This window comes from Sphingobium sp. TomMM35A, from assembly GCF_054771735.1.
The window spans coordinates 143,965-162,270 of sequence record NZ_BSRC01000002.1 but is presented as its reverse complement, the minus strand read 5'-3'; the positions used below and the strand labels follow the sequence as shown (position 1 = coordinate 162,270).

At 57.7% G+C, this 18,306-nt stretch carries 12 protein-coding genes; 7 read left to right on the top strand and 5 right to left on the bottom strand.

Annotation, left to right across the window (positions count from 1 at the left end; translation table 11 throughout):
* Positions 1-13 precede the first annotated feature (13 nt).
* From tnpB to ACYU8T_RS13845, 5 genes are all read right to left on the bottom strand, one after another.
* The gene (tnpB, locus tag ACYU8T_RS13865) at positions 14-361 is read right to left on the bottom strand and encodes an IS66 family insertion sequence element accessory protein TnpB (RefSeq protein WP_011950829.1); all 348 of its coding nucleotides are present in this window, start codon (positions 359-361) and stop codon (positions 14-16) included.
* Positions 358-741 carry an IS66-like element accessory protein TnpA gene (gene tnpA, locus ACYU8T_RS13860; RefSeq protein ID WP_041380262.1) on the bottom strand — a complete coding sequence of 128 codons (384 nt, stop codon included), beginning with the start codon at positions 739-741 and terminating at the stop codon, positions 358-360. The genes tnpB and tnpA overlap by 4 nt, the downstream gene beginning before the upstream one ends.
* A gap of 95 nt (positions 742-836) precedes the next feature.
* Positions 837-1,175, bottom strand: a complete 339-nt coding sequence (locus tag ACYU8T_RS13855; RefSeq protein ID WP_461160393.1) for a DUF72 domain-containing protein — start codon at positions 1,173-1,175, stop codon at positions 837-839.
* A 1,417-nt stretch (positions 1,176-2,592) separates the two neighbouring features.
* A complete protein-coding gene (locus ACYU8T_RS13850) occupies positions 2,593-2,853 on the bottom strand; it encodes a DUF5985 family protein (RefSeq protein WP_097092260.1) in 261 nt (86 codons plus the stop codon).
* Positions 2,850-3,131 carry a DUF5985 family protein gene (locus ACYU8T_RS13845; protein ID WP_097092259.1) on the bottom strand — a complete coding sequence of 94 codons (282 nt, stop codon included), beginning with the start codon at positions 3,129-3,131 and terminating at the stop codon, positions 2,850-2,852. The genes ACYU8T_RS13850 and ACYU8T_RS13845 overlap by 4 nt, the downstream gene beginning before the upstream one ends.
* A gap of 555 nt (positions 3,132-3,686) precedes the next feature.
* Between ACYU8T_RS13845 and ACYU8T_RS13840 the strand changes: the two genes are divergently transcribed.
* From ACYU8T_RS13840 to ACYU8T_RS13810, 7 genes are all read left to right on the top strand, one after another.
* Positions 3,687-9,071: a HAMP domain-containing protein gene (locus ACYU8T_RS13840; RefSeq protein WP_461159930.1), complete on the top strand. Its 5,385-nt coding sequence runs from the start codon at positions 3,687-3,689 to the stop codon at positions 9,069-9,071.
* Positions 9,072-9,075: 4 nt separating this feature from the next.
* On the top strand, positions 9,076-11,175 hold the full coding sequence (locus ACYU8T_RS13835) for a response regulator (RefSeq protein WP_461160392.1): 2,100 nt from the start codon (positions 9,076-9,078) through the stop codon (positions 11,173-11,175).
* A 254-nt stretch (positions 11,176-11,429) separates the two neighbouring features.
* Positions 11,430-11,750 carry a DUF485 domain-containing protein gene (locus tag ACYU8T_RS13830; RefSeq protein WP_097093089.1) on the top strand — a complete coding sequence of 107 codons (321 nt, stop codon included), beginning with the start codon at positions 11,430-11,432 and terminating at the stop codon, positions 11,748-11,750.
* 142 nt (positions 11,751-11,892) lie between these two features.
* Positions 11,893-13,449, top strand: coding sequence for a cation acetate symporter (locus ACYU8T_RS13825; RefSeq protein ID WP_461159929.1), 1,557 nt, complete (start codon positions 11,893-11,895; stop codon positions 13,447-13,449).
* 550 nt (positions 13,450-13,999) lie between these two features.
* Positions 14,000-14,890 (top strand): SMP-30/gluconolactonase/LRE family protein, encoded by an 891-nt coding sequence (locus ACYU8T_RS13820; protein ID WP_461159928.1) that lies wholly within the window; start codon positions 14,000-14,002, stop codon positions 14,888-14,890.
* A 210-nt stretch (positions 14,891-15,100) separates the two neighbouring features.
* Entirely contained in the window at positions 15,101-17,641 is a 2,541-nt protein-coding gene (locus tag ACYU8T_RS13815) for a TonB-dependent receptor (protein WP_461159927.1), read from the top strand.
* 436 nt (positions 17,642-18,077) lie between these two features.
* The gene (locus tag ACYU8T_RS13810; RefSeq protein ID WP_461159926.1) at positions 18,078-18,197 is read left to right on the top strand and encodes a hypothetical protein; all 120 of its coding nucleotides are present in this window, start codon (positions 18,078-18,080) and stop codon (positions 18,195-18,197) included.
* The last annotated feature ends 109 nt before the right edge of the window (positions 18,198-18,306 follow it).

Below are 18,306 nucleotides of genomic sequence, written 5' to 3'. Positions count from 1 at the left end.
AAAATGGGCGTTTTTAGCCCGCGAGTGATGGGGTGAAAGTGCGTTCCGGCCGCCGCCAGTCGATGCCTTCCAGAAGCATGGAAAGCTGGGCCGCCGTCATCACCACCGAACCGGTCTTGGTCGATGGCCAAATGAACCGGCCTCGGTCCATCCGCTTGGAGAAAAGGCACATGCCCTGACCGTCATACCAGAGCAGCTTTACCAGATCACCGCGCTTCCCTCGAAAGGCGAACAGCGCACCGGAATGCGGGCTCTGCTCCAGAACTTGCTGCGTCATCACAGCCAAGCCGTCAAAACCCTTACGCATATCTGTTGCGCCGCAGGCCAGGAATATCCGCGTTGAGGGCGGCAGCGGGATCATTGCGTCAGGACGCCGATCACCCGCGACAGGGCATCGGCATCGACGGTGGCGTCCACGTTCACCCTGATGCCAGACGGCAGCTCGATGCCGATCACTCCCTCGCTGCGTGCTGCGACCGTTGGCCCAGGCAAGGCCAGCTGATCGCTGATCTGCACCTCCGCAAAGGCAGGCTTGATCGACTTGCGCACCCCGGCGAGCTCACCGGACATCGCCTGTCGCCGCCATGTGTAGATCGAGCCGCTGCCGACGTCATGGCGTTCACAGGCCGCGCGCACGCAGCCCTCCGGGCCGAATGCATCCTGCAGCACGGCCAGCTTCTGCTCTACCGTCCACCGCCGCCGGCCTGACACCCGGCTAACGATCTCTATCCGACTACTCATACGACCGCTCGTATGAGTAGTCGCTGCGCTGCTCGCTGAATCTTCAATCTCGTCCGACACCGGCCACCCCGCTTAAAGAGCGGCAATCATCCCGGCTAATGGGCGCTGCGCAAGGCGGTCGCCAGACCCCGCTTACTTTGCTCCAGCTCGCTGGCCTCAGCAAGAAACTGATCGAGAACAGATGAACAATCTTGAAGCTTAAGTTCGTGGGTGATGCGTTTGGGGAGCTTCACCGAGAAGCGAAAATCTGCAGGCGTGCTATCGCGCCAGCGCGCCCAGGTGGAGGGTCGGTGTGAACGATGGAACGAGCTATTTATTTCTGAAGCCCTGAACCTTGTCGCATATCTTTCAAGGCTAGCTCCGTCACTGGGAACGTCCTCCGCTGAAGCGCGCGAGATGCTCCATCCCGCTGTTCCGATATGCACTAGTCGCATTGTGCCGTGGCACGAAAAGTCCGCGTCGAGTGCCTCTTCGCCCAACTAAGAAGCTCCCTAACCTGATGAAGTGCCTGCCGGATGAGCCGGAAGATGATGGTGTGCCATGCCGCAGTTGCAGGCTCTGTCCTTCCGTTCCCTTGCCAGCGCCTTGGCCTTCCTTCGTTCATGGCGGTTTGCCGTGGCGTTTGATTGACTGTCCATATGATCGACGGTTTCCAGCATAGGGCCAGACCTGATGGTAAGCTCCGCTCTTGCAACTCCTTAGCTCGCCAGCTGTTCCACAAGTGGCCTGCCAAGCTATGCCGGGATGAGCGCGGCGAGTGCGGAGGAGTGGAACTTCTTCATTCAAAAAGAGCTGCATATGATCTGATCTGCTAAGGACAAGACTGCGATGGCTGAGCCGCTCGACGCCTGATCATTGGTGCCGGACCGGCGCCATCTACCTGACGCGTTTTGACCTCAAGACCGGCCTCATCGATGCGGGGCACAGTCGGGCCGCCATGATCCCATGGACGTGAATGCAAAGCGCATATCCTTGCGCGAGGCCATGATGTTCGCTCCGTGCCGTTGAACCCGTCGCAGCCTGGGCGCGAAGAAGCTGTCCCTGCTTCACGATACAGGTGCGCAGTTTGTCCAATCATCGGTGAACTGGGGTGATGCACCCCTTGCTCAAGATCTTTAGGAACTTGGGCTTCCCCATGGAGGTGAGGGTGATTTGGCTATCGGCCAACGAGGGCGGTCGGGACGAAAAACCTGACGGCCCGCCGTTGGGCACTTGAAATTGGCCGGGAACGGTAAAGAATGGTCGCATTTATCCGCAGATTTACCAACATTAAATCTATGCGCGACGCATACAATCGGATCAGGATCCAATTTGGCCGCGGCACGTGCGATATATGCTGGGCTGACGCGGTGGTTGCCGATTGGACCTCCCAACGCCGCATCCACGAGAAAAGCGGCGATCGTCCTTGCAGGGCTAATTCGTGCGGCGGACGGCGGGATAGGTCCTATGGTGGCGAAGGAGACGGACTAATATATGCCCCATTGGCCGGTGCTCTTGTCCCCTTCCGTCGATAAAGCCAGGGCGAACGATGGTGAGTGATGGGAATTCCGGGCGCGTAACCGCGTCCTCCAACTCGCCCTTGATCCGCGTGTACATGAAGGGCGATTGAGCGTCCGGCGAAGGACCGCGCGGGCGTCGACCTGCGGCAGCGTCATGATCGTCGCCTTGTCGGCAAGCAGGCCGCTGAACGCAGCCACAACTGCGAACTCAGCTCCGTCGGCCTGTTCAGCATCCCTTAGGTTTTAAGCTTATCCGAGGCCATAACCGATGTCAGCGCAAAATAGCGCTCGTATCACGCAACCCCGCCATATAAAGGCGCCCGACCTGCGGGACGCGCTCACCGATCCAGATCTAAGTCGCCCGGTTCTTGGCCACGACAGCTCGGATGATCAGCAGGAAGGCGGCGAACCGTACAAGGTACACGAAGCTCCTCTGTTCATCGGGTATGCCGCCAAGCGCAAGGAAGATTTGGCCGGCCCCAAGCAGCAAAAACGAAACTGCGAACGTAACGAACAAAGGATCTCGGGTTTCTCTCCAGAAGCGCAAGAAGAACAGCGAGATAAGCAGAAATCCGAATGAAACGGCTCCGGAAAGAAAAGCTGGCAAGGTCATATATCCTCCTCGCTCTCCCATATGAATCCGAAGAGGAGCGCTCCGACGGCGCAAAGCGAGAGTAGCAGGCGCACAAGCTGGAGGTCGGCGGATGGGATAAGTGCCAGATCGATTACGAGGAAGAGATTATTGAGCGCCAGTAGAGTGAAGCATGCGGTGCTCCAGAAGAGCAGCCGTGAGCCACTTGCCGCGTGGCTGCGCCAAAGCAGATAGGCGCAAGCCGAACTTGTCGCAAAGCATAGCGCGTACACAATCGAGGGGAAAATGGCTCCAGTCATTCTTCCCTCCGAAGTCGAAATGCGTCCGCGAACAGACGGGCAGACGAGGCCGGCGCCACGATCATCCTTCGAACGGCGTCAGGGCGTTGGATGTACAGCGCTTCTGCAGCTGCCGCCATGCGCTCTGTAGCCTCATTGGCAGGCTGATACCGGACACGGTCGGCTGAATCGGTCACCACCAAGCCGGCCGTTAGAAGCAGGTCTACACTTTGCTGAACGACCAAGTCACTGCTGCGCATGGCTGCAACAAGCTCTGGTTGGCTCCACGGGCGCTCCGGGTCTTTCCGCAGAACGCACATAAGTTCGAGCGACCAGACCGATCGAAAGGCTGAGCGGATGAAGGCCGAGGTTTCTTGCCGGCTGGGCATGCCGTTTGCCGTCTCCCACTGCGATTTTCCCCCGAATGCGCGTGCCTTCTAGCTGCTCTGACCTGTGTTGCAATTGAATTTGCGCCATTTTTGTCCACTTCTCGTAACGGTTCGTCGCTGCTATCAGAAGCGCAGGTCGGGGGGCCTAATCATATCTCCACGTTCGATGGAGATGCAGGAGTGCTTGGTGAACGCAGAATCGCCCCGCGGTGCCCTTGACCGTCGTGAAATCGTTGCCGCCCTGCGAAGTTTCCGCCGGGGTGATTTCTCAGTTCGCCTGCCAGAGGATGTCCACGGACCCGACCGGGAGATTGCGACCTTGTTCAATGAGGTCGTTACACTTGAGGAAGAAATAACCAACGAGTTCGACCGATTGTCCCGGGTCGTTGGCAAAGAGGGCAAAATCACGCAGCGCGGTCATGTTCGTGGGGCAACCGGCGGATGGGAAACAAAGCTGCTGGCGATAAATGAACTGATCGAGGACATGGTCCAGCCCACGGCAGAGGTGGCGCGGGTCATCGGGGCGGTGGCAAAGGGCGACCTGTCCCAGTCGATGACGGTCGAGATTGATGGACGCCCGCTGCGCGGCGAATTTTTGCGTATCGGCAAGGTGGTGAACACCATGGTCGAACAGCTCGCCTCCTTCACTTCGGAGGTTACGCGTGTTGCTCGTGAGGTCGGTACTGAAGGGAAGCTTGGCGGTCAGGCTACGGTGAAGGGCGTCGCGGGCACCTGGAAGGACCTCACTGACAATGTGAACGCCATGGCCACCAACTTGACCGGACAGGTGCGCAATATCGCCGAGGTGACGACGGCGGTGGCGTCGGGTGATTTGTCCAAGAAGATCACGGTGGAGGTTAAGGGCGAGATCCTGGAGCTCAAGAACACCATCAACACCATGGTGGACCAGCTGAACTCCTTTGCTTCCGAAGTGACACGTGTGGCGCGTGAGGTGGGTACGGAAGGCAAGCTAGGGGGCCAAGCGCGGGTGGAAGGCGTCGCGGGCACCTGGAAGGATCTCACCGACAACGTCAATCTGATGGCCGACAATCTCACCGGTCAGGTGCGTAATATCGCTGAGGTGACGACTGCGGTGGCATCCGGTGACTTATCCAAGAAAATCACGGTGGACGTGAAGGGCGAGATCCTGGAGCTGAAGAACACCATCAACGTCATGGTGGATCAGCTGAACGGGTTCGCATCGGAAGTGACTCGCGTGGCACGCGAGGTCGGCACCGAGGGCAAGCTCGGCGGCCAGGCGCAGGTGCCGGGCGTTGCGGGTACCTGGAAGGACCTCACCGACAATGTGAACTTGATGGCCGACAATCTTACCGGTCAGGTGCGCAACATTGCCGAGGTGACGACGGCGGTGGCTTCGGGCGACTTGTCCAAAAAGATCACGGTGGACGTAAAGGGCGAAATTCTGGAGTTGAAGAACACCATCAACGTCATGGTGGACCAGCTGAACGGCTTTGCGTCCGAAGTAACGCGCGTGGCGCGTGAGGTTGGCACCGAAGGCAAGCTCGGGGGCCAGGCGCAGGTGCCAGGGGTCGCCGGGACCTGGAAGGATTTGACAGACAACGTCAACCTGATGGCGGCGAACCTCACCGGGCAGGTGCGTAACATCGCTGACGTGACGACCGCTGTGGCCAAAGGCGACCTCTCCAAGAAGATCACGGTGGAGGTTAAGGGCGAGATCCTGGAGCTCAAGAACACCATCAACACCATGGTGGACCAGCTGAACGGGTTCGCCTCCGAGGTGACCCGGGTGGCGCGTGAAGTGGGTTCGGACGGCAAGCTTGGCGGGCAGGCGCAGGTTGAGGGCGTCGCGGGGACCTGGAAGGACCTGACCGACAACGTCAACCTAATGGCGGGCAATCTCACGGGGCAGGTGCGTAACATCGCCGAAGTGACGACGGCCGTGGCGAAGGGCGACCTTTCGAAGAAAATCACCGTGGACGTAAAGGGTGAGATCCTGGAGCTCAAGAACACCATCAACGTCATGGTGGATCAGCTGAACGGCTTCGCGTCCGAAGTGACGCGCGTGGCGCGCGAGGTCGGGTCCGAGGGCAAGCTCGGTGGCCAGGCGCAGGTCCCCGGCGTGGGCGGCACTTGGAAGGACCTTACCGATAACGTGAACGCCATGGCGGCGAACCTCACGGGTCAGGTCCGCAACATCGCCGAAGTGACGACGGCCGTGGCGCTGGGGGATCTTTCCAAAAAGATCACTGTGGACGTGAAGGGTGAGATCCTGGAGCTGAAAAACACCATCAACACAATGGTTGATCAGCTCAACTCCTTCGCTTCGGAAGTGACGCGCGTGGCGCGTGAGGTGGGAACCGAGGGCAAACTGGGTGGTCAGGCCCAAGTGCGTGGTGTCGCTGGCACATGGGCGGACCTTACCGACAACGTCAACCTCATGGCGGCAAATCTTACCGGTCAGGTCCGTAATATCGCAGATGTGACTACGGCCGTGGCACGCGGCGATCTATCCAAGAAAATCACCGTCGATGTGAAGGGCGAAATCCTGGAGCTCAAGAACACCATCAACGTCATGGTGGACCAGCTCAACGGGTTCGCATCAGAGGTTACGCGCGTGGCGCGCGAGGTCGGCACCGAAGGAAAGCTTGGCGGTCAGGCGCAGGTGCCCGGTGTGGGCGGAACCTGGAAGGATTTGACCGACAACGTCAACCTGATGGCGACCAATCTCACCAACCAGGTACGCGGCATCGCCGACGTCGTGACCGCAGTGGCTCAGGGCAATCTGAAGCGTAAGCTCACCGTCGATGCCAAGGGTGAAATCGCGGCGCTGGCAGAAACGATCAACTTCATGATCGAAACGCTCGCCACCTTCGCGGATCAGGTGACGAACATGGCGCGCGAAGTGGGGATCGAGGGCAAGCTGGGCGGACAGGCGCGGGTTCCAGGCGCAGCAGGCTTGTGGCGCGACCTGACAGACAACGTGAATCAGCTTGCCGCTAACCTTACGAATCAGGTGCGCTCGATTGCCGATGTGGCAACCGCCGTCACAAAGGGCGACCTGACCCGATCGATCGCTGTGGAGGCGTCGGGCGAAATGGCAGCGCTCAAAGACAATATCAACGAGATGATCCGCAACCTTAAGGACCAGACGCTCAAGAATGCGGAGCAGGATTGGCTTAAGACGAACCTCGCTCGCTTCAGCCGCATGCTGCAGGGAGAACGCGATCTGACCACGGTCTCAAATCTCATCATGTCCGAGCTCGCACCGCTGGTGAATGCCCAATACGGCGTGTTTTATGTGAGCACCCGGGAAGGCGACGAGACGGTTCTTGAACTCGCTTCGAGCTATGGTGCGGAGAGTAAAGAGGAACTGAAATCGAAATTCATGCTGCGAGAGGGCCTGGTGGGCCAAGCGGCGGCAGACAAGCGGCCGATTTTGCTCGAACAAGTTCCATCCGACTTCCTGCGCATAGGATCAGGCTTGGGGCATGCGACACCCGCGAACGTCGCAATCCTCCCTGCGCTGTTCGAGGATGAGGTGAAAGCCGTGATTGAGTTGGCTTCTTTCGCGGAATTCAACGAGACCCATCAGAGCTTTCTCGATCAGCTGATGGAGTCTGTGGGCATCGTGCTCAATACGATCGCGGCGACGATGCGAACTGAAGGCCTGCTCAAGCAGTCGCAGTTGCTAACGCAGGAGCTCCAGGCTCGCCAGACGGAACTGACCACCAAGCAGGAAGAGTTGCACAACACGAACGAGGAGCTTCAGGAAAAGGCGCAGCTCCTGGAAAATGAAAAGAAGCAGGTGGAGGGGAAGAATCTCGAAATCGAAATGGCCAGAAGGGCTCTGGAAGAGAAGGCCGAGCAGCTGGCGCTCACTTCGAAATACAAGTCCGAATTCTTGGCGAACATGTCGCACGAGCTGCGGACACCGCTAAACTCTCTCCTGATTTTGTCAAAGTTGTTGTCGGACAATCCGCAGGGCAACTTGAACGAAAAGCAGGTGGAGTTCGCCCGCACCATCAACTCGGCCGGCTCTGACCTGCTGAACCTCATCAACGACATTCTTGACCTCTCCAAAATCGAATCGGGCACCGTGTCAATCGAAGTGGGCGAGATGCCCATGCAGACGCTCCGCCAGCATATGGAGCGAACCTTCCGGCAGCTTGCTGCGGACAAGAAGCTGGATTTCAACGTGAAATTCGCCTCCGATCTGCCGACGACGATCCGCACGGACGAGAAGCGGCTTCAGCAGATCGTACTCAACCTGCTTTCTAACGCGTTCAAGTTCACCTCGGTTGGCAACGTCACCCTCGCGGTCCGGGCCGCCACCAAAGGGTGGAGCTCGAACCATCCAGTGTTGCGCGCGGTCGATAAGGCGATTGAAATCGCGGTTACCGACACAGGTATCGGCATTCCAGAGAACAAGCAGAAACTGATCTTCGAAGCCTTCCAGCAGGCAGATGGCACGACGAGCCGGAAATATGGCGGCACGGGTCTAGGACTTTCCATCAGCCGCGAAATTGCACGTCTTTTGGGCGGAGAACTGCAAGTTCGCTCGACACCTGGCGAAGGCTCGACCTTCACCTTGTTCCTTCCGTTTGAGGCAATTGCCCCTGTAGACTTGCCGCAACAGGCAACCCAGCCGCGCTATGACAATAGCGGGGCATTGGTACCGACCGCGCTGCCATCTCCTTTTGAACTGACAGACGATCGCGATCATCTGAATGGCGAGCCTTTTGTGCTCATCGTAGAAGACGATGCCACCTTCGCATCCATCCTGCTCGACATTGCCAGATCGGTAGGCCTGAAGGCGGTCGTGTCCGCCGCGGGTGCCGGTACACTCGCAATGGTACGCAAACTTCAGCCCAGCGCGATCACGCTGGACCTCGGATTGTCGGACATTGACGGCTTCGTGCTACTCGACCTCCTCAAACATGATCCTGAATCCATGCATGTACCCGTGCACGTGATTTCGGGCGCAGAAAAAGTGGCGCGCGCCCTCGACCTTGGCGCATTCGGTGTCACGGAGAAGCCTGCCGAAAGGGCGCAATTGGCGAAAGTGTTCAAGAAGCTGGCTGCTGCGATGAGGAGCGCGCCTGTGAGTGTCGGAGTGGATGCGCGAGCGAGGTTGGAAGAACAGCAACTCGTGCGGGGAGTACCGGAGCTCCAAGGCGCGAAGGTGTTGATCGTCGATGACGACATCCGCAACATCTACTCGCTCACCAGCGTTCTGGAGAGCTATGGTGTGGAGGTTGTGCATGCCGAACGCGGCAGAGACGGTATCCTGATACTGGAGCAGACGCCCGGTATCGATATCGCCCTCATCGACATCATGATGCCCGAAATGGATGGCTATGAAACGATGCAGCAGATCAGGAAGCGCGCCGAACTTGCGGCGCTGCCCCTGATCGCGGTGACGGCCAAGGCGATGAAGGGGGACCGGCAGAAATGCCTGGACGCTGGAGCCTCGGACTATATCGCCAAGCCGGTCGACATCGATTTGCTGCTCGCTCTGCTGAGGGTGTGGATATCGCGAGCTCGCGAGGAGGATAGCGTCCTGCCGCTGATGGCGGCGGAGCGCAATTGAGGTGATGATTACTTCCATGCGGGAAAACTTTGCCATTGCTTCGCCCGGGGCCGAAGCTGGCGACCAAATGCAAGGACCGACGTCCGACCTGGCGCGCGTGCTGGTGGTGGACGATGATGAACGCAATCTGCTCGCGATCACCCATGTGTTGGAGGATCTGGCAGAGGTCGTGGTCGCGAAGTCGGGCGAAGAAGCATTGCGCCACCTTCTTAAGGGTGACTTTGCAGTCATCCTACTCGACGTGTTCATGCCGGGAATGGACGGGTATGAGACCGCCCAGATGATCCGGTCGCGAGAGCAGACAAAGCGAGTGCCCATCGTTTTCCTGTCAGCCGTGAACAAGGAAAATGAGCACCTCTTGCGTGGCTATACGCTCGGTGCCGTTGACTATGTGTTCAAGCCCGTCGAGCCCGTCGTGCTGCGCTCGAAGGTTGCCGTGTTCGTGGACCTGTTCACCATGAATAAGGAAGTGCAACGCAAGGCCCGCAAGGAGCAGGCACTGCTCGACGCAGCCTTGCAAGCCAATCTTGAGCGGCTGCGCGCCGAAAAGGAACTGCGCCTGATCGGGCAGCGCCAGGCAGCCATCCTTCAGTCCTTGCCGATCATCCTCTATCTGGAGGAGCTCCACGTCAGTCCGCGCATGCCCAAGTTCGTCAGTGGCAATTTCAAGGCGGTGACGGGCTTCAACTTTGAAGAAATTCAGCATTCCCCGTCTCTTTGGGTCGACCGGCTCCACCCGGAAGATCGCGAGCGCGTTCTGGAAGCGGTTGCACAGCGTCCCACCGAGCGATCCATGTCGGTCGAATATCGCTGGCAGTGTGCCGATGGGCAGTACAGGCACTTTATAGATCAGGCAGTATTGCTTCGCGACTCCTCCGGCAATCCGGTTGAATATGCGGGTACGCTTTTTGATGTCACCGAACGGAAGGACTTGGAGGTCCAGCTGAATCAGGTCCGTAAGATGGATGCCATCGGCCAGTTGACCGGCGGCATTGCGCACGACTTCAACAATCTTCTGGCGGCGGTGCTTGGCGGTCTGGGAATGATCGAGAGGCGGGTGGCGCTAGACGAAAAGCAGAAGAGCATCATCAACATGATGCGTCACGCTGCCGAACAGGGTGCAGAGTTGGTGAAGCATCTGCTCGCTTTTGCCCGTCGCCAGAAGCTGGCGCCAGGTGTGATTGACGTCAATCAGCTTGCCACATCCGTGACAAGCTTGCTCGATCATACCTTGGGCGGCCTGGTCGAACTCAGATGGGACGTGCAGGACGGCACCGCTGATGTGTTCGCCGATGCCGCGCAGCTTGAATTGGCGCTGATGAACCTGATCATCAACGCCCGTGATGCAATGCCCGACGGCGGCATCATCACGGTCGGCGCCCGGAATGCAGAAGTGATCGAAAATGAAGATCTGAGCGACCTGTCAGCCGGAAGGTACGTCACTTTTACCGTCACCGACACCGGCTGCGGAATAGCGCCACATTTGCTGGATCAGGTAATGGAGCCGTTCTTCACCACGAAGGCGGTGGGGAAGGGAACCGGGTTGGGCCTCAGCATGGTATACGGCTTTGCACAACAATCCGGCGGCACTGTACGGGTGAACAGTCAATTCGGCGCCGGCACCTGCGTTGAGATATGGTTGCCTGAGGCGCAGCTGGAGCGAACGCCAGAACCGAACCTTCTGTCTAACGATGATCTAAGTAGCCCGCAAACGGCCCTGCGCATATTGCTGGTCGATGATCATGACGCTGTGCGTGCGACAACGGCGGCCCTGCTGGAGGATATGGGCCATCGGGTGACTGATGTGGCAGACGGATTGTCTGCCTTGGACATGATCCGCAGCGATATAGGCAAGTTTGATATACTTGTTACTGATTATGCCATGCCCAAAATCTCAGGCACACAGCTAGTGAAGGAGGTGCGGCGCATTCTTCCCGGACTGGCCGCAATGATTATCACCGGCTATGCAGATGCACGAGAGCTGCTTCGGGACGACCTCGAGGTCACTATTTTGGAAAAGCCTTTCACACCCGAGAAACTTCATGCGGCATTGTACAGCTATTCGAAGATAAGGGAGGTGAAATCCATTAACGAGGCAGGGTGATTGGCAGGGCTACATGGGGGGTGTGTTTAACACCCTCAAGTGAGATGCCCGGCTACTTCGCCTATCGCGTGCCAGCAAATTTCCAAAGGCGTGGCAAATCGCCGTTCTGGTTTTCAGAATTAAAACGTCCCAAATAGAAAAGCGGGCCGACTGGACCTGAGAACGACAAATTAGCAGTTGAATGGCGACAAAGGGTCGGGCTTGCAATCCCATGCTTCAACCCTATCGTCACGCAACAAAGGGGGGGTGCGGTAATGACCGATGGAGAGGAAGCGGCGCTGATTTCGGCTATGACAGCCGACACGCGCTATGTGATGTTGGTAAGACGTCGCTCGCGGCTCGGCTGGTGGTTGTCGGCAATAATCTTCCTTACCTTCCTGGGATATTTGATGCTGATCGCGTTCGACAAGGCGCTGCTGGGAACGCCCATTGCGGGAGGCGTTACTTCTCTTGGTATTCCGGTCGGCCTTGGTGTCATCTTGCTCGCCGTCGCTCTGACTGCCACCTACGTCGTCTACGCCAATCGCCATTTTGACGCAGCTATGGCGAACATTCTGAAGGATCATGGCGCATGAAGGCTGCTTTGGCTGCCCTCACTTTTCCGTTGATCCTCCTGCCGGCACCTGGATTCGCTGCGGCGCTCGAGGGGGAAGCTCAGCGTCAGCCGATCAACTGGGTGGCGATTGCCATGTTCGTGGCCTTCGTCGGGCTGACACTTTGGATTACCAAAGCCGCCGCCGCGAGAACCGCACTGCGTCGGATTTCTATACGGCTGGCGGTGGCATCACGGGCTTTCAGAACGGCTTGGCTATGGCTGGCGACTACATGTCGGCCGCCTCTTTTCTCGGCATCTCGGCACAGATTTTCAATGATGGCTATGACGGCCTCATCTACTCGACAGGCTTCCTAGTCGGTTGGCCGATCCTGCTCTTCCTGATGGCGGAACGGCTGCGGAACCTGGGCCGATATACCTTCGCTGATGTGGCGTCCTATCGCTTCGCCCAAGCGCCGGTTCGCAGTTTCGCCGCGATCAGCACGTTGCTGGTTGTCAGCTTCTACCTGATTGCGCAGATGGTCGGGGCCGGACAGCTCATCAAGCTCCTGTTCGGTCTCCCCTACGCCTTGGCAGTGCAGATCGTCGGCGTCCTCATGATGCTCTACGTGTTGTTCGGAGGTATGCGCGCCACGACGTGGGTCCAGATCATAAAGGCGGTGCTGCTGCTCGGCGGGGCGAGCTTCATGGCGTTCATGGTCATGGCGCATATGGGCTTTTCATTTGAGGCCCTCTTTGCTCGCGCTGTAGAGGTGAAAGCAGGCGCCGCGCTAGCAAAGGGGGTGGACGGAGCTGAAGCTGCGGCGCAGGGCCGCTCGATCATGGCGCCGGGCAACTTCATCAAGGATCCCGTTTCTGCCATTTCATTTGGCCTGGCGCTGATGCTGGGTACTGCGGGACTGCCTCACATTCTCATGCGCTTCTTCACCGTTCCTGACGCCAAGGAAGCGCGCAAATCCGTGCTCTGGGCTACGGGCTGGATAGGCTATTTCTATATCCTCACCTTTATCATCGGCTTCGGCGCGATCGTGCTCGTAGGGACTGAGCCCAGTTATCTAGACGCAGAAGGAGCGCTGCGGGGCGGCGGCAATATGGCCGCCATCCATCTCGCGCACGCAATCGGCGGCAACGCCTTTCTTGGCTTCATTTCAGCGGTCGCCTTTGCGACTATCCTAGCTGTCGTGGCCGGGTTGACGCTGTCCGGAGCCTCGGCAGTGAGCCATGATCTTTATGCCACCGTATTTAGACACGGCAACGCTACGTCCGCAGACGAACTCCGCATGTCACGTCTGACCACCCTGGCGCTTGGCGCAATGGCGGTGCTGTTGGGCCTGGTGTTCGAAAAGCAAAATGTCGCTTTCATGGTCAGCCTGGCCTTCGCGCTGGCAGCTTCAGGGAATTTTCCGGTGCTTATTCTCTCGTTGCTTTGGAGCGGATGTACTACACGCGGCGCTGCATGTGGCGGCACAATCGGATTGCTGAGTGCTTTTGTACTTACTCTGCTCTCACCAGCAGTGTGGACCAACACCTTCGATCTCGGAACTGCGCCATTCCCCTATAGTTCAGCAGCGATCTTTTCAGTGCCTGCGGGCTTCATAGCAATTTGGCTGATCTCGCTATTCGATCGTTCCCGGCGCGCTGTGATCGACAAGGCGGGCTATCCTGCCCAACGGGTGCGGGCAGAGACAGGCATAGGAGCTTTTGCGGCGAGCGTTCACTGATACTCTCGCGAGGTCGGGCGCGCCGAGTGCCGGTATGAATAGCCGCTTTCGGGAGCTTCATTTCTGCTCGCGGAGGTCGGCTTTGGATCAAATTTTTCTGCGGATTAACAACATGTAAAGCCGCGCGACGCGTGCAATCTTGCCAGGAACCCGATTTCGTCGCGGAGCGTGCGATATCTGTTGGTTGACGTGCTGGTAGCTGAATGGATGCGCATTATGCAGAGGTAAAGAACAGCCCCATGACTTTGAGGAGTTCCTCGTACGCATCCGGGAACTAAGATGAACGGAGTGATCGGGTAAGGGATGCCAATGAAGTGACAGCGGACGATAGTGCGTTGGAATAGCTGCAATCTTAGTGCCGCAAAAATTCGCATCAGGGTCACCGGCTGGTTACGCGTGCGCCAAGATATTGGGTCATTGGCGAAGATTTGCATGCCTCGAGCGCATTACCATTCCGCAAAACGACAGACTCCCCTTGTCAGGAGGTTTCAATGTGCGTAAACATGGAGGAAAGGCGCAAAATAAGCGCAGACAGTGGGGAGGTAAGAGCTTGGGTTTCGCCGAAGAACTCACCGCAGTCGGCGTTAAGGCACCTATGATCCGAACCATTGCGCGCGGTTTTGCCTTTCCGGAGGGGCCGCGTTGGCATGAAGGGCGTCTGTGGTTCGCCGACCAGCATGGCGGAACCGTGTACGTCCTTGAGCCTGATGGTAGTATTCACGAGCATTTCGATGTGCCGGGCGGGCCGTCGGGCATGGGGTGGCTGCCGAATGGCGACCTGCTCGTCGTGTCGATGGACGAGCGCAGGCTTTACCGCAGGCGATCGGATGCGCAATTAGTGGTGCATGCCGAATTGGCGGACATTCACTCGGGGCAGAGCAACGACATGGTCGTTGATCATCTGGGCCGCGCCTACGTAGGCAATGTCGGATTTGATTATTTCAATGGTGAAGCGCCCCGGTCAACATGTATCGCTGCGGTTGCGGACGAGGGGATGGTTACAGTCGCGGCGGATCACCTGCATTGCCCGAACGGCAGCGTTATCACACCAGATGGTCGAACATTCATCGTTGCCGAAACATTCGCGTTTCGCCTGACAGCTTTTGACATAGATGAGGAAGGGCGGCTCTCCAATCGGCGGGTATTTGCTGACTTGGGCGGCTATGCACCAGATGGCATCTGCCTCGATGCGGAAGGCTGCGTCTGGGTGGCAGTTGCCCTCGCGAACTCTGTCATACGCGTGCGCGAAGGTGGCGAGATCTTGACACAGATACCGATGGAGGGCGCTCGACCATATGCCTGTATGCTGGGCGGAATGGATGGGCGTGACCTGTTCATCTGCTGTGCTTCGGATCATGATCCAGCAGTGACAGTAAAGGTCAGGAGTGGTCGTATCGATGCTGCTCGTGTCGATGTCGGGTCATCGGGGGCAAGACCTTAAATAAGTTGATAACGTATAATGTTCATGTCGGAGAAGTTGTCATAGCTGATAAATGGCCATTGCAGGTCATATATCCTAGTGGTATGTAGATTAAAAATATTCGGAAAGAATAAACAGGTTGGAGAGGGTCGGAGTGAAAACGCTCTACCATATCATACGTCTCAGTGAATTCAGCGACCCTAAGGTCGGCATTATGATGGCTGTGCGTTGTTGGCGGCAATCTTCTTTGTTTTCTTCCAATATTCAATGGTTCTCGCACGAGAAGATAAGGGAGAGGATGACATGGGGGTTGAATTCCTAGCGTTTAGACGACATGCGGGTCGGCTGTTACTTGCAGGTGTTGCTGCGGGTGCGGTGATCGCGCCTGATATCGCGGCTGCCCAAACTGCGATCGACGAGATTGTCGTAACCGCCCAGCGGCGTGAGGAACGTGCGCAGGATGTTCCAATCACCATTACAGCGGTTTCAGGTGAAGGGCTGCGGGAGCGCGGCGTCACAAGCCTTCAAGACATGCAGGCATCGGTGCCGTCGTTGGTCATCGCGCCCAATGGTCAGGCGTCACGCGACGTCATGTCACCTTCCATTCGAGGTCAGTCGGCATCGTTTCAGGGTTCGCCCGCAGTTGTCGTGTACATGAACGAAGTACCGCTGCCATCCGGCTACACACTGTCGAACCAAGGTGGCCCAGGTAACTTCGTCGATCTTCAGAGCGTGCAGGTCTTGTCGGGTGCGCAGGGCACTTTGTTCGGCCGTAACACTACTGGTGGCGCGATCCTGCTTACTCCGGCCAAGCCGACGGATCGGCTTGAGGGCTATATCGGCGGTGGCGTCGGTAACTATAATATGACCGAACTGGAAGCCATGCTCAACGTGCCGGTTACGGACAAGGTGAGCATTCGCCTGGTCGGTGCAACGCGCGACCGTGACGGTTTCACCTACGACGTTAATTGGCGCAAGGATCGCGACGACACGCACTGGCGCATGGCTCGCTTAGGCCTGTTGTTGACCCCGACCGAAACTCTTCAGAACTATACGATGGCTTATTACGGCTATTCCCGGACAAACGGTTCGGGATCAATCGCCAAGGGGTTCAACACGGGCTATTTTCAGGCGCTTGACAGCTTTGTGCCGTCATTCGATTTCTGTCGTTCCGCCGGGAACTGCAATTACTACACCGATCTGATAGCGCAGGCCAATGAGCTTGGCCCCCGGAAGACTGCTCATGGCGTGGATGATTTCGCCAAGACAGTGACTTGGGGGATCACGAACACCACTGATTTTGATGCGACTGACAACATAAAAATACGCAACATCATCAGCTATGCTCGTTTTAAATCCTATTACTCGAACGATCAGGACGGCACGATCGCGCCGATCTATAACACTGGCACGACGGTTGAAAGTCGCCGGTCTCCGCGTGATCACTACAAGCTGTTCACGGAAGAACTGCAGTTGCAGGGCAATGCCCTGGACAACAAGCTTACTTATACCGTAGGTGGCTTCTACTTCAAACAGTCCCCTGCAGGCCTGATGGAGTCCTTCTCCATCAACGTGTGTAGTAACAAGACCGAGGCTGGCTGCGCGCTGGGCACCAGCCAAGTTGGGGTGACCAATGAATCAAAGGCGCTCTATGCTCAGGCGAGCCTTGATCTTGGAGCGTTCGTGCCCGCGCTGGATCGTGTTCGGCTGACTGGTGGTTATCGCTATACCTGGGATCATGTGGAGGGCTTTACGGCTTCCTGGTCGGCGATCCCGGTGGGCGGGGGTGCCGTGATCAACCTGTGCTCCTGGAAATCGCAGTTCACAACGACGCCGCTCACTGATTGCCGGTTTACCGGCAACCTCAAAAGCTCGGCGCCGAACTGGACAGTGGGCATCGATTATCGGCCGAATGACGACCTGATGCTCTATGCGAAGGTGACCAAGGGCTACAAGGCAGGCGGCTTCAACGCCTATGCAGTGTTCCCGAACACCCGGACCTTCGGGCCGGAATATCTCACCGACTATGAAGCAGGCTTCAAATCCGACTTCGAGGTCGGCGGTATGGCCACGCGGTTTAACGTCAACGGCTTCTATCTGGATTATTCGAACATTCAGCGCGCTGCGGGTGACCGCAACAACGCCACCGGCGGCAACGGCGCGATCACGCTCAGCACTGCTTCGGCCGTGATCAAGGGTGTGGAAGTGGAGGCCATGATCCGGCCAACTCGGGAAATAGAACTCGGCTTGAACTACAGCCATACCTCTTCCCACTACAAGTCGTTCAAGTTCGACTCGAACTCGGGTGTCTGGGATTGCACGGCTCAGTCCATCACGTCGCCCAAGGTTTTTGCCGGAGCAGACATGACCTGCCGCCCGTTGCAATATCTGTCTCCCAATATTCTCTCGGTCTACGGTCGCTTCACGATCCCGACCTCCGAGAAGTTCGGCAACGTCAGCCTGTTCGTCAGCTATAACTGGACGGACGCGCAGGAAACCGCGCCTTTCTCGACGGAGACATTCCCAGACGGCACCACAAACGAGCCAGGTGTGCGCCTGCCGGCATTCGGCTTGCTCAACGCCACCCTGGACTGGAAGAATGCTCTTGCCAGCGGGCTGGACCTGTCGCTGTTTGCGACCAACCTGACCAACAAGCTTTATGCGATCACCAATACCGGCACATACCAGACGATCGGTGCCTGGACGCAGATGTATGGCGAACCGCGAATGTTCGGCCTGCGCGCGCGTTACAAGTTCGGCGGGTCGGACTGATGGCGTGATGACCGGCTTATAGCGGTTCTACTTTTGCAGGTGAAAAGTAAGGCTCAGCCGCTAACAGGCGGCGGAGCCTTACTTGCACAAGGAGGCGCTGGTCCGATGATGTTAGGATGAAGGGTCTGTTGATCTGCTGCACGGTGAACGCTGACGAAGTCTGCTCGCAGGCCTCTTATTAATTTTCGGCCGCGACGCGAATTCACAGCGTTATTCACCAAGATTCGATCGGAATGATCGCGAGAGACATGGGTGCTGCACGAGGATCTGTACGACGATTTAATACGTATCGAAGTAGCGGCTTTAAGGGATTTTCTGTATTGGAGAGCAAGACGCCAAGCATTATTGACGCTCGCGTCCTCAAACCTTCGTGGCCACATACCGCGCACATTCGATCAGCGGCGGCGTTCGGCTGCTCATTAATTGACAACCGTCTGTGTCGATCGCGATCGCCCAGCTGGAACAATCGATCGGTGGCACCCTAATGGAACGGTCGCGCGCAGGCATAGCGTTGACCGCCGAAGAGCGCATACTCCTGGTGGTGCTAAGACGATAAAGGGTTTGTTTAACGACGCCGAAGTAGAACTGCCCCTCTCACGCCAGGGCATTGCGGGGCCACCGCGCGGCGGTTCGACGCAAGCGAACCGCGAGGCATCCATCTACAA